This is a genomic window from Paraburkholderia sp. Ac-20347, assembly GCF_017104805.1.
GTDB classification, from domain to species: domain Bacteria; phylum Pseudomonadota; class Gammaproteobacteria; order Burkholderiales; family Burkholderiaceae; genus Paraburkholderia; species Paraburkholderia tropica.
The window spans coordinates 1-12,198 of sequence record NZ_JAAGPN010000247.1; the positions used below are offsets into that span (position 1 = coordinate 1).

The following is a 12,198-nucleotide window of genomic DNA, read 5'->3' on the forward strand; positions in this document are numbered from 1 at the left end:
TACGCCTCCGCGGTCCGAGACAACACAGTGCGGAGACAGCCGGATGTGCCAGCTCCCGATGACCGGCCGCGAGTGGCTCGAGCTCGCATCGAGGTTCACCGTGGCGGGCGCGGCGCGGCTGTTGGGCGCCGCGAATGCGCGCGCGGCCGCCGACGCCGACGCGCCGCTGCGCATCGGCTATCTGCCGATCACCGATGCCGCGCCGCTGCTCGTCGCGCACAACAACGGCTATTTCGAGCAGGCGGGCCTGAAAGTCGAAAAGCCGACGCTGCTGCGTAGCTGGGCGCAACTCGTCGAGGCGTTCCTGTCCGGCCAGGTCAACGTCGTCCACCTGCTCGCGCCGATGACGATCTGGGCGCGCTACGGCAGCCAGGCGAGCGCGAAAGTGGTCGCGTGGAATCACGTCAACGGTTCGGCGCTCACGGTCGCGCCCGAAATCGGACAGATCAAGGATCTCGGCGGCAAGACCGTGGCGGTGCCGTTCTGGTATTCGATTCACAACGTCGTCGTGCAGGACATGCTGCGCGCGCAAGGGCTCACGCCGGTGCTGACGCAGGACGGCGCGCTCAAGCCGAACGAGGTGCGCCTCGTCGTGATGGCGCCGTCGGACATGCCGCCCGCGCTCGCCGCGAAGCAGATCGCGGGCTTCATCGTCGCCGAGCCGTTCAATGCGGCCGCCGAAGCGCTCAAGGTCGGCAAGGTGCTGCGTTTTACCGGCGACGTCTGGCGCGATCACGCCTGCTGCGTCGTGTTCATGCACGAGCGCGATCTGAGCGGACGGCCCGCGTGGTCGCAGAAAGTGGTCGACGGCATCGTCAAGGCGCAGGCCTGGACGCGCGCGCATCCGCAGGAAGCGGCGCAGCTATTGTCGAAGAGCGGCCCGAACCGCTACACGCCGCACGCGGCGGGCATTCTGCAGACCGTGCTCGCGCCCACGGCCGCCGACGAAGGCCGCTATCTCGCCGATCGCGCGATCGTGCACGCCGACTGGCACGAGAAGCGCATCGACTTTCAGCCCTATCCGTATCCGGCTTACACCGAGGAACTCGTGCGGCGGCTCAAGACGACGCAACTGCAAGGCAACGGGCAATTTCTCGCCGCGCTCGATCCGGCTTTCGTCGCGCGCGATCTCGTGGACGACCGCTTCGTGAAGAAGAGCATCGAGGCGGTCGGCGGCATGAAAACCTTTGGCCTGCCCGACACTTACGCGCGCACGGAGACCATCGTTGTCTAGCCTCAGCGAAGAATCCGGCGCAACGGGCGCGACGGGCACATCGGGCGCGCGCGACGTCGCGGCAGGTGCGAACGCCAGCAATCTGCACCGTCGCGCCGCGCGCGTGCTGCTCGGCGTGACCGGGCTCGCGGCGATCGTGCTCGCCTGGTGGATCGGCGTGGCGCTGGTGTCGCGTCACAGCGCGCTGGCCGCGCAGTTCGGGCCGCTCGCGGCGTGGCGCACGTTTCCCGCGCTGATCGGCGAAGACCAGTTGTTCACGCATATCGTCGCGAGTCTGCGGCGGATCGGCGTGGGGCTCGCGTGGGCGATGCTGTTCGGCGTGCCGCTCGGCTTTCTGATCGGCCGCTTCAAGGCGCTCGAAACCGCGCTGTCGCCCGCGCTGCAATTTCTGCGCATGATCTCGCCGCTCGCGTGGATGCCGATTGCGGTGATGTCGCTCGGCGTCGGCGATCCGCCCGTTTATTTTCTGCTGACCTTCGCGGCCGTCTGGCCCATCGTCATCAGCACGGCGGCGGGCGTGCAGCAGATCGACGCGCGCTGGGTCCTGCTCGGCGAAAGCCTCGCCGCGACGCGCGCCGAAATGCTCTGGCACATCTACGTGCCCGGCATCGCGGCGCACGTGCTGACCGGCGTGCGGCTCGCCATCGGCATTCTGTGGATCGTGCTGGTGCCCGCGGAAATGCTCGGCGTGAATTCCGGGCTCGGGTTTCTGATTCTCGATTGCCGCGACCGGCTCGCGTATTCGGAACTGATGGCGGTCGTGCTCGTGATCGGCGCGCTGGGCTTTGCGCTCGATACGGCGGCGCGTGCGGTGTATCAACGCTTCGGCGCGGTGCGCGAGCGCGCTTGAGTGTTTGCGTTTGCTTTTGCGCTTGAGTGCGCCGCGCACGCGCTTCGATGCTTATCAGCATTGCTTGGTTGGTGCGCGGCGGAGCGGGTTTTAGAGTGCTCGTTTGCTCAACGCCGCTCACTGCCACGGACCTGCCATGTTCTCGCGTACCCGCCGTCGTTTTCTCTCCCAGACTTCGTTGCTCGGCGCAGGCGCGCTGCTCGCGCGGTCCGGTTTCGCAGCGACAGCAACGGCGTCCGCGTCGACCGTGCGCATCGGCTATCAGAAGTCGTCGACGCTGATTACGGTGCTCAAGACGCAAGGCACGCTCGACACCGCGCTCGCGCCGCTCGGCGTGACCGTGAGCTGGAGCGAGTTCGCGAGCGGCCTGCCGCTGACCGAAGCGCTCAACGCCGAAGCGATCGACCTCAGCGCCGACGTCGCCGACACCGTGCCGATCTTCGCCCAGGCCGCGCACGCGCGCTTCGTCTATCTCGCCCAGGAAGCGCCTTCGCCGGGCGCGCAGGCCATTATCGTCAAACGCGCGGGCGCGCTGCACACGGCCACCGATCTGCGCGGCAAGGACATCGCCGTGACGAAGGCGGCGGGCAGCCATTACCTGCTGCTCGCGGCGCTCGCGAAAGCGGGCGTGCCGCCCGACGCCGCGCGCATCCACTACCTCACGCCCGCCGACGGGCGCGCCGCCTTCGAGCGCGGCAGCGTCGATGCGTGGGTGACGTGGGACCCGTATGTGGCGTCCGTCGATCAGGACGCCGACGTGCGGATTCTCGCCGACGGCAACGGGCTCGCCTCGTACCAGCGCTACTATCTGGCCTCGACGCGCTACGCCGAAGCGCGCCCCGGCGTGCTCGCCACCGTGTTCGCGCAGTTGCGCCAGGCGGGCGACTGGGTGCGCAAGTCGCCGCAGGACGCGGCGCATCTGCTCGCGCCGGTCTGGGGACTCGACGCCGCCACCATCGAGCGCGCCAACGCGCGCCGCAGCTATCTCGTGCGTCCGGTCGAAGCCGCCAATTTCTCCGAGCAGCAGAAGATCGCCGATACCTTCCTCGCCGCCCGTCTGTTGCCCGCCGCCGTCGATACGGCGCACGCGCAACGCTGGGATTTCAGCGGCAAGCGCGCGGTGGTGATTGGCGCTTGATGATGGATGTGAGGTTTGCGCGGGCGTCGATGCGGCTGTATCGGTTCAAATCGGCTTGGTCTGCCTCTGACGCTCGCGGCTGCGCTTCGGTAAGGTTCGATTCGCCCTGTCGACTCGATCGACCCCTACCGACATCAGCGGAGCCCGCATGCGCATCGACGCCGTACCTTTTGGCATAACGAACTGGGATACCGTGGCGCCCACGATCCACGCGGGCGAGCGCGGCAGCGCATCGTGGCGCACGCGCCATTTCGACACGATCCGCGTGCGTTTCGTCGAATACAGCCCCGGCTATCTCGCCGACCACTGGTGCACCAAGGGTCACGTGCTGCTGTGCGTTTCGGGCGAACTGGAGACGGAACTCGCGGACGGACGCCGCTTCGTGCTGACGCCCGGCATGAGCTACCAGGTCGCCGATCACGCCGAGCCGCACCGCTCGTCGTCGCCGAAGGGCGCGACGCTTTTCGTGGTCGATTGAATGACCTCGATTGAATGACCAGTTGAGCGTCGACAATCGGCGCGCCGACGTAAAATCCCGCCCACCAAACCGTCATGGATACAAGGAGCGCGCGGTGGCAATCGTTGGCGTCATGGGATCCGGCAAGCGCGAATGGCCGGAACTGTCGATCCCGCTGGGACAATGGATCGCCGGGCAGGGATTCGATCTGCTGACCGGCGCGGGGCTGGGCGTGATGCTGTCGACGGCGCGCGCGTTCGCGACCACGCCGGGACGCAAGGGACGCTCGATCGGCATCATGCCGAGCGAGGCGCATCCCGTGCAGGGTTTCGCGCCGCTCGCGGGCTATCCGAATCCCTATATCGACTTGCCGGTTCTTACGCCGCTGCCGCGCAAGCAGCCCGACGCGCCCGACGACGCGCTGAACCGCAATTACGTGAACGTGCTGACGAGCGACGTCGTGGTGGCGCTGCCGGGCGGCCCGGGCACGCTCGACGAAATCCGCCTCGCGACGCGTTTTGGCAAGCCGCTGATCTGCGTCGGTCCCGAAGCGGCGTTCGAAGGCGCGCCGCCCGGCACGCGGATCGTCGCCGGCCTCGAAAACGTTTTCGCGTTCGTGCTGGCCAATACAGCCGCGGCCGCGCCGGTCCAGGACTGAGCGGCGTCCGCTGCGATCAGCCGGACGCGCCCGCGCCGAACAGATCGTCGTCGTCCTGGTCGGGGTCTTCGGCGTAGAGGACCAGAACGCGCTGGACGTCGCGGACGAACGCTTCCATCGCGTTGAGACATTCCTCGCTGCCCGCCGGGAAATCCTCAGGATTCTTCTTGCCCTGAGCCCGCCGGATCGCGCGGATGCTGGCCTCGAGTGCCCGTGCTTCGGCCCAGATAGGATCGTCCTCGGGAAGTTGGGAAGGTTCGTGCGTCATGCCCGGATTTTCGGCATCCGGCCCACGAACTTTAGACGTCCGCCTCGAATTTAGAGGCGCGCCCCTGGTGCGGCGGCGTCTTGCTGGCATGGTAAACCGGCGGCGCGGTTTCCGCCTGACTTCCTCGCGGCTTGCGAACAGCTTCCCGTTGATACCGCCCTGCTTTCGAAGCCCGGCTCAGCGCAGCCGATACCCCACGCCGCGCACCGTCACGATCTGCTCCGCGCCGAGCTTGCGCCGCAACGCGTGCACGTGGACATCGACCGCATTATTGACGACGCTCTTGCGACGCCCGTAGATGCGCATGGCCAGCTCGGCGCGCGTGAAGATCCGCAGCGGCTCGTTGACGAGCGCAAACAGGAGCCGGAATTCGCTCGGCTTGAGCGCCACGGATTCGCTCTTGAGTTGCACCGCACAACGCGTGTGATCGAGTTTCAGGTCGCCGTCCACGCCGGGGTCGACGTTTTGCTGCGGTCGCCGTAGCAGCACGCGGATGCGCGCGTTGAAATCGGCGGGATCGAACGGCTTGATCAGGTAGTCGTCCGCGCCCGCGTCGAGCGCGGCCATCGGACTTTCTTGCGTGTTCCGGCCGATCATGGCGATGACCGGCGCGTTGCCGCCGCGATGCCGGTAACGCCGCAGCATGTCGAGCGCGTCGAGCCGCGCGAAGCCGAGCGCGATCAGCACCAGATCGTAGCTGCCGTTTTGCAGCGACAATTCGGCTTCGTAATCGTTGCTCGCCCAGTCCGTTTCATGACCTGCACTGCACATCAATTCATAAATCGGGCCAGCGACCGTTTCATCGTCTTCCAGCAACAGCAATCGCACACGCGCCTCCCATCATCGAGTGCGATTTTCGCCGCTCATGGCTTAGGAGAACCTTAATGCGCGCTTTCGCCGCGATATGAATCCATGTGAATATCCGCGGGAATTAACCGGTTTATTCAAACGGCTTATTCAAACGATTTTTCAAGCGGTTCTTCTCGCAGATTTTCAAATGCGGTTTTCACTGCAAGCGCCGTATTGCCGTGCTGGCGCGAGTTCGTTAGCTATCCTCGCCGCCGTTATGTGCGCCAGCGCACCCAGCCTTCGCACGATAGCGCGATTCAATTTGAATCCCGCCGGTCACGGGCTTCTAATGCAGGCTGTATTGCGCGTTTTGGCGAAGAACATCGAGGCGTGCCGCGCAGCGCCATTCGCATGGAGACGCTCGTGAAAACAACGCGAATCCTGATCGCCGCGCTGCTGAGCGCGTCGATGAGCGGCCTGCCTTTTTCCGTCGCGCACGCCGACGGCGTGACCGGCGCCGGCAGCAGCTTCGCCGCGCCGCTCTACGTGCGCTGGGCCGCCGATTACCTGAAATCGGGCGGCGGCAAGGTCAGCTATCTTCCGACCGGTTCGACTGACGGAATCAAACAGGTGCTCGCGCGCGCGGTCGATTTTGCGGGCTCCGACGCCCCGCTCACCGACGACCAACTGCACAAAGCCGGCTTGCGGCAATTCCCGACCGCCATCGGCGGCGTGGTGCCGGTCGTGAATCTGCCGGGCATCAAGGCGGGCGAACTGATGCTGACGGGCGCCGTGCTCGGCGAGATCTTCCTCGGCAAGATCCAGTACTGGGACGATCCCGCCATCGTGCGCCTGAACCCGAAGCTCAAGATGCCCAACACGCCGATCGCCGTCGTGCGGCGCCAGGACGGTTCGGGCACGACGCTGATCTGGACGCACTATCTGGCGCAGGTCAACGCCGAATGGAAGCGGCGCGTGGGCGAAGGCACGAGCGTGCACTGGCCGCTCGGCATCGGCGGCAAGGGCAACGAGGGTGTGGCCACCTTCGTCGGCTATCTGCCTGGCGCGATCGGCTATATCGCCTGGGATTTCACGAAGCACAATCGCCTTACCTACACGGCGATGACCAACGCGGCGGGCGTGGTCGTCGAACCCGGCGCGGCGTCGTTCAATGCGGCGGCGGCGAACGCCGACTGGTCCGGCTCGCTCGATCAGGTGCTGACGAATCAGCCCGGCAAGGACGCGTGGCCGGTGATGGGCGCGACCTACGTGCTGCTGAGCACGACGCCCGCGAAACCGGGCCGCGACAAGGAGACGCTCAAGTTTTTCGACTGGGCGTTCACGCATGGCGAGAGCACGATTCAGGCGCTCGATTACGTGCCCTTGCCCGGCGTGGTCGTGACGAAGATCCGCGCGCAATGGCACGACGGCGAGAGCAGCAACGCCGACGACGGCGCGCGCAAGTCGATCGCGGGGCAATGAGGCGTCGTGAGCGCGATTAGCGCGTGGCTTCGGCCGCCTCATGATGAAACGCGAGTTCGAGACCGATGCGCTCGCCGCCCCGCACCCGGCTGATGGCGTGCTTGAGCGATACGCGATACACGCCCTGCGCGCCTTCGCACGGACGCAGCGACGTCGCCACCACGGCGAGATCGCCGGGGCGCAACGGCACCACGATCGGACGCGACTGCATGCGCGGGCGGCGCTCCGTCATCACGAATTCGCCGCCGCTGAAGTCGCGTTGCGGTACCGAGAGCACGGCGACGACCTGAAACGGAAACACCTCGCCGCCCGCGTCGCGCTGATGCAGCGCCTGCCAGTCCTCGCTGCGCAAACGCGAGACGCTCGATTGCGGCCGCGTTTGACCGGCCGCGAGATTGGCGTCGAGGAATGCGGCGAAGTCCGGTGCGAACGCATGCGGTGCACCGAGTTTCGCGTTCCAGCGATTCGCGATGGGCGCGAGATGCCGATACAGCGCGTCGCGCCAGGCGTCGAGCGGCGCGGGCAAGTCGTCGGCGAAATAGCGGAGTTCGCCGCGCCCGAGATCCAATGTGTCGAGCGCGACACGGCTACGATAGAACGGCGCATCGGCCTGCATGAGTTCGCGTCCGAGCGCGAGCGCTTGCGTCGCGTCGAACCCGTCCGCCAGCACGGCATAGCCTTCGTCGTTCAATTGCGCTTCGATGGCCTGCCAATCCCGATTATCGATATTCATGTTGAGCCGGCATCCGTTCGATTTAGCGCGCATCGTGAAAGATCAGGCCGACCGTGTAGCGATGTCCGCTACGCACGACGCTCACGCCATGGCGCATCGCCACCTTGCGAACGCCGCCTCGCTTTCCCGCCGCCGCGCGATGATGCACGGCGAACACCACGGCGTCGCCTTGCGCGAGCGGCACGACTTCGGCGCGCTGTCCGTTCGACGCGGATTCCGTCATCACGAATTCGCCACCCGTGAAATCGCGGCCCGGCGCGGAAAGCAAAATGGCGACCTGCAGCGGGAACACATGATCGCCGTACAGGTCCTGATGCAGACAGTTGTAATCGCCGCTGCCGTAACGCAGGATCAGCGGCGTCGGACGCGCTTGTCCGGCGCGATGGCAGCGCGCGAGAAAGGTGTCGAGATCGGAGGGATACGCTTCGTCGATATCGAGTTGTGCATTCCATCGATTCGCGATGGGCGCGAGCCGCGCATAAAGCGCGTGACGTAACTCGTCGAGCAAAGGCGGCAACGGATACGCGAAATAGCGATATTCGCCGCGCCCGAAATTGTGTCGCGCCATCACGATGGTCGAGCGAAAACGCTGTTCGTCGGTGTAGAGCGCGATCAGCGCTTCGCACTGCGCGGGCGTGAGCAACGCAGGCAGGATCGCGTTGCCGTAGCGGTCGAGCGATGTGGCGGCTGCTTGCCAGGCGATGGCGCGCTCGCCCGCCTTGCCTGATTCATCCGCTTCATCCGATTCACTCGCTATGTGCGGCGTGAAATCGAAGCCATCCTGAACTGCATAAGTCATGGCGCGTCCCTGAAAAAGCTCCAAGCTGATTCAGCCAAAGTCTACGCGCAATGCTCGCGGATCGAACTCCGCTTCTTGCGTTCTTGCTGGACCCGAATTGCCGCTTCAAGCCCGCGCGCGCTGACGCCACAGAATCGCGCCATACACGATGCCCGCCGCGAGACTCGTGCAGCCCGCGTAATAGACGAGCCCCATCGCCCAGCCCGCCTCGCCCACGATCATGCGCAGCGTGATGACGAGCGCGCACCATCCCGCGATCCTGAAGCCGCGCGTGCGCCCGGCGTCGAGTGCGCGTCCGAGCACGGCTTGCTGATGCCGCTCCATGCCCATCGCGAGAAACGCGAACGCCATCACGCACAGTCCCAACGTCAGCCCGACCATCACACTTCCTCCTCTTGCGGCAGCGTCGCCGTCGCGCGCTTGCCCGCCGCTTTCACACGCGGGCGATGCGTCGCCGTGCGCCACGCGAGCACCGCATGCAGCGCCGCCAGCGCCCACATCATCAGATCGAAACCGGCGAACACGAAGTCGCCCTGCGCGACGCTGCGCCAGAACGGACGCTGCGTCGTGAGCGCGTTGAGCACCGGCAGGAGCGCGAGCAACGCGGCGGCCAGCCAGAGCAATTCGATCCACGCGCGCTTCGCGGGACGCACGAGCGCGTAGAGCAGCGTCGCGGCCCAGATCGCGAAGAAGGCGTTGATTTCGGTATCGGCGCGATGCGGCAGCGCCACCGGCAGCAGCCGGTTGCTCCACAGATAACCCGTCATGGCGATCGACAGACCCGCGATGCTGGCGATATTGAGCCGCTCCACGAGGCGAAAACCGAAATACGGACGCATCGGATCGGGCAGTTTCTGGCGACGCTTGACGGTCCACATGACGAGGCCCGTGCCGACCATCGCCGTGCCCGCCAGACTGACGATGAAATACAGCCAGCGCGCCGGCAGATCGCCGAAACGACCCATGTGCAGCGCGTAGAGCACGCCGCGCGTTTCGGCCGCGCCGCCGACGTGGTCGTGCGTTTCGAGCAGCTTGCCGCTCACGCCGTCGAACAGCAGATATTGCGGACTCACCGACACGCGCAGCGCCTCGCCGCGCGAAACCGCCACGCGTGCGCTCGCATCGCCGGGATTCGTCACCGTCACGCGCAGCACGTTGTTTTCGCCCCAGCGCGCCTGCGCCTCGCGGACCATCCGGTCGACGTTCGCGAGCGGCGCGGCCACGCCTTGCAGCTTGCCGGGGCGGATGAACGCATTCAGTTGCGCGGCGACTTCCTGACGCTGCGCCGCCGACTTGACCGCGACCTCGCCCGCCCACGGCATGTACATCGTCATCAGCGTGACGAGGCCCGTGTAGGTGATCATCAGATGGAACGGCAGGCCGAAGACCGACAGCGCGTTATGCGCGTCGAGCCACGAGCGCTGGCCTTTGCCCCAGCGGAACGTGAAGAAGTCGACGAAGATTTTCTTGTGCGTGATCACGCCGCTCACGATGGCGACCAGCATGAACATCGCGCACAGGCCCGCGAGCCAGCGGCCCCACATCACCGGCATGTAATAGAACTGGAAATGGAAGCGATAGAAAAACTCGCCGCCGAGCGTGTCGCGCGCCGTGACCGCGTGGCCCGTCGCCGGGTCGAACACGCCTTCCTGGAACATGCCCTTTTGCGCCGAGCCGGGCGGCGTGCGCCAGAACGCGCTGGCGAGATTGCTGCGCGCGGTCGGCAGTTGCACGCTCCATTGCGTGGTGCCGTCGGCGAGCGTGGCGAGCGTCGTGGCCACGCGCTGCGCGACGGCGGCCGGATCGGGCACCTGTTGCTGATGCGCCAGTTCGGGGCGCATCCATTGCGAAATCTCTTCCTTGAAGTAGCTGACCGTGCCGGTCAGGAACATCGCGTAAAGCAGCCAGCCGACCAGCAGCCCCGCCCACGTGTGCAGATCGGACATGCTCTGGCGCACGCCTTTCGCTTGCACTTTGGTCGATTCCGCGGATTTCGCCGATTTTGGGGATCGAACGGTGTCGCGCGCTTGCGGCGTTGCGTCGTTGGGATTCGTCATCACTTCGCGCCTCCAGCCGACGTCCAGACCGACCACGACGCCAGCAGCAGCGGCACGGCCGCGATCAGCAGCCCAGCCCAGGCGCGCCGCGCGCTACGCGCGAGAAACACGCCGATCACGACGCACGTATAGACGACGAAGCTCGCCAGCATGCCGGTGATGACGCCTTGCGGCGCGGAAATCGGCAAGGCGAGCGCCGCGACGCTCGCGAGCGCGGCCAGTGCGTAGCCGCCGACAATCGCCGCGACGATGCGCGAGATGAGCGAGACGAGTGGCGCCACCCGGCGCACGCGGGCCAGCGCCGCGCTCATGGGCGACGGGCCGCGGCGGCGGCGGGCGTAAAAGTCGGCAAATCGGCGGACGACTCGAGGAACGGCACGGGAAACAACACAGGCATGGCGGTAATCGTGAAAGCGGAAAGACGGAAAGCGGCGAGCGCCGCAATGATCTCGTAAGTTGCGCGCCTTCGCCAGCAAATGCGCATCGCCGGGGATTTCGCCGCGTTCCGCCGGTGCGGATGGTCAGCCCGGCGAACGCCCGCGATTGCGCGCTCATCTTTCATGACACGCGAGCGCCCCGAAAAGGGACAGCCGCGCGCCCGCCTTTCTGTAACGGCGCGTGACACGGGCCGCCGCGCCCGTGTCTGCTTCGGGCCTGCTTCCCTCCCCGGCCGTGCCAAGCGCTATTTACGCCACGAACCGTGCGGCAGTTCCACGTCGCGCTGCGCCTGGGCGATCGCGCGCTCCATGCCCGCGCGATCGAGCGGGATGCAGTACGCGGGCTTCGCGCGCTCGAAGCGCCAGCTTCGCGCGAGGCCGCCCGTATCGACGACATCGAAACCATAGCGTTCCTGCAAGGTGCTCACGACGTCCTTCGCGGCCGCGTCGTCGCTCGCGAGCGGCAATGCGCGCCGCCCCGGCTGGCCGCCGGGCGCGCCCGTGGTGCCGATATCGGCGGCCAGGATCGCGTTGAACGCCTTCACCACGCGCGCGCCCGCGAAATGGGCGGCCACGAGCTGGCTCGTGGTGGTCTCGTGCGCGTCGAGCGCGGCGACGTGGCCGTCGCGGTCCGGATAGTAATTGCAGGTGTCGATGACGATGCGCCCGTCGAGCAAGCCCGGCGGCAGTTGCGCGAGATTGCCGAACGGCACGGCGAGCACGATGACGTCGCCGAACGCGGCCGCCTCGCCGATCGTGCCGAGTTCGCAGCCGATGGCGGCGCGCGTGCTCGTCAAGGTCTGCGGGCCGCGCGAGTTGCTGAGCATCGCGGTGTCGCCGTGGCGCATGGCGAGTTCCGCCATCGCCCGTCCGATAAAGCCTGCGCCAATGATGCCGATTTTCATGCTGATGTCCTCCTGACGGCTTCGCGCCGTCGCCAGATGTGGGGTGGTTGACTGGTTGCGGCGCTTTCGCGCACGCCCCGGATGCCACTATGATTCGAACACTGAACGCGATAAAGCGGCGAAAATGGCTGGCTGTCGAAAAGGACAGTTTCGAATGCAGGAGCAAAGATGGATCGATTGACCGGCATGGCGGCCTTCGTGAAGACGGTCGAATGCGGTTCGTTTGCCGCCGCGGGCAAGGCGCTAGGCATGACGCCGCAGATGACCGGGCGTCACGTGGCCGAGCTGGAGACGCGCATCGGCACGCGCCTCTTGAACCGCACGACGCGGCGGCAAAGCCTCACGGAGGCGGGCCACGCGTTCTACGAGCGCTGCCGCGCGCTGCTCGCCG

The 12,198-nt window shown here is 66.4% G+C and carries 16 protein-coding genes; 7 read left to right on the forward strand and 9 right to left on the reverse strand.

Annotated elements, in window-relative coordinates; translation table 11 throughout:
- Positions 1 to 43: 43 nt before the first annotated feature.
- From G3N97_RS30905 to G3N97_RS30925, 5 genes are all read left to right on the forward strand, one after another.
- The gene (locus G3N97_RS30905; protein ID WP_205996759.1) at positions 44 to 1,234 is read left to right on the forward strand and encodes an ABC transporter substrate-binding protein; all 1,191 of its coding nucleotides are present in this window, start codon (positions 44 to 46) and stop codon (positions 1,232 to 1,234) included.
- A gap of 82 nt (positions 1,235 to 1,316) precedes the next feature.
- Positions 1,317 to 2,084 (forward strand): ABC transporter permease, encoded by a 768-nt coding sequence (locus tag G3N97_RS30910; RefSeq protein ID WP_241030935.1) that lies wholly within the window; start codon positions 1,317 to 1,319, stop codon positions 2,082 to 2,084.
- 136 nt (positions 2,085 to 2,220) lie between these two features.
- A complete protein-coding gene (locus G3N97_RS30915; RefSeq protein WP_205996760.1) occupies positions 2,221 to 3,222 on the forward strand; it encodes an aliphatic sulfonate ABC transporter substrate-binding protein in 1,002 nt (333 codons plus the stop codon).
- A 148-nt stretch (positions 3,223 to 3,370) separates the two neighbouring features.
- A complete protein-coding gene (locus tag G3N97_RS30920) occupies positions 3,371 to 3,700 on the forward strand; it encodes a DHCW motif cupin fold protein (RefSeq protein WP_205996761.1) in 330 nt (109 codons plus the stop codon).
- 94 nt (positions 3,701 to 3,794) lie between these two features.
- Positions 3,795 to 4,337, forward strand: a complete 543-nt coding sequence (locus G3N97_RS30925; RefSeq protein ID WP_205996762.1) for a DNA-binding protein — start codon at positions 3,795 to 3,797, stop codon at positions 4,335 to 4,337.
- Between the two features lie 16 nt (positions 4,338 to 4,353).
- Here G3N97_RS30925 and G3N97_RS30930 read toward each other — a convergent pair whose 3' ends face one another.
- On the reverse strand, positions 4,354 to 4,605 hold the full coding sequence (locus tag G3N97_RS30930; RefSeq protein ID WP_065062845.1) for a hypothetical protein: 252 nt from the start codon (positions 4,603 to 4,605) through the stop codon (positions 4,354 to 4,356).
- A gap of 177 nt (positions 4,606 to 4,782) precedes the next feature.
- On the reverse strand, positions 4,783 to 5,433 hold the full coding sequence (locus G3N97_RS30935; RefSeq protein WP_205996763.1) for a response regulator transcription factor: 651 nt from the start codon (positions 5,431 to 5,433) through the stop codon (positions 4,783 to 4,785).
- A gap of 372 nt (positions 5,434 to 5,805) precedes the next feature.
- Here G3N97_RS30935 and pstS point away from each other — a divergent pair, with 372 nt between their 5' ends.
- On the forward strand, positions 5,806 to 6,876 hold the full coding sequence (pstS, locus tag G3N97_RS30940) for a phosphate ABC transporter substrate-binding protein PstS (protein WP_205996773.1): 1,071 nt from the start codon (positions 5,806 to 5,808) through the stop codon (positions 6,874 to 6,876).
- Positions 6,877 to 6,892: 16 nt separating this feature from the next.
- On the opposite strand, the gene G3N97_RS30945 is transcribed toward pstS, so the two are convergent.
- From G3N97_RS30945 to G3N97_RS30975, 7 genes are all read right to left on the reverse strand, one after another.
- A complete protein-coding gene (locus G3N97_RS30945; RefSeq protein ID WP_205996764.1) occupies positions 6,893 to 7,609 on the reverse strand; it encodes a 2OG-Fe(II) oxygenase in 717 nt (238 codons plus the stop codon).
- A 22-nt stretch (positions 7,610 to 7,631) separates the two neighbouring features.
- Entirely contained in the window at positions 7,632 to 8,408 is a 777-nt protein-coding gene (locus G3N97_RS30950; RefSeq protein ID WP_205996765.1) for a 2OG-Fe(II) oxygenase, read from the reverse strand.
- 105 nt (positions 8,409 to 8,513) lie between these two features.
- Complete coding sequence (locus G3N97_RS30955; RefSeq protein ID WP_205996766.1) at positions 8,514 to 8,789, reverse strand: DUF3325 domain-containing protein; 276 nt, start codon at positions 8,787 to 8,789, stop codon at positions 8,514 to 8,516.
- On the reverse strand, positions 8,789 to 10,354 hold the full coding sequence (locus G3N97_RS30960) for a PepSY-associated TM helix domain-containing protein (protein WP_241030934.1): 1,566 nt from the start codon (positions 10,352 to 10,354) through the stop codon (positions 8,789 to 8,791). Before G3N97_RS30960 ends, G3N97_RS30955 begins: the two co-directional genes overlap by 1 nt.
- 110 nt (positions 10,355 to 10,464) lie before the next feature.
- Positions 10,465 to 10,776 carry a DUF3649 domain-containing protein gene (locus tag G3N97_RS30965; RefSeq protein WP_205996768.1) on the reverse strand — a complete coding sequence of 104 codons (312 nt, stop codon included), beginning with the start codon at positions 10,774 to 10,776 and terminating at the stop codon, positions 10,465 to 10,467.
- Positions 10,773 to 11,027, reverse strand: a complete 255-nt coding sequence (locus tag G3N97_RS30970; RefSeq protein WP_205996769.1) for a hypothetical protein — start codon at positions 11,025 to 11,027, stop codon at positions 10,773 to 10,775. Before G3N97_RS30970 ends, G3N97_RS30965 begins: the two co-directional genes overlap by 4 nt.
- Positions 11,028 to 11,147: 120 nt before the next feature.
- Positions 11,148 to 11,807 (reverse strand): NAD(P)-binding domain-containing protein, encoded by a 660-nt coding sequence (locus G3N97_RS30975; protein WP_205996770.1) that lies wholly within the window; start codon positions 11,805 to 11,807, stop codon positions 11,148 to 11,150.
- 168 nt (positions 11,808 to 11,975) lie between these two features.
- Between G3N97_RS30975 and G3N97_RS30980 the strand changes: the two genes are divergently transcribed.
- A partial coding sequence (locus tag G3N97_RS30980; protein ID WP_205996771.1) for a LysR family transcriptional regulator occupies positions 11,976 to 12,198 on the forward strand: 223 nt, incomplete at its 3' end.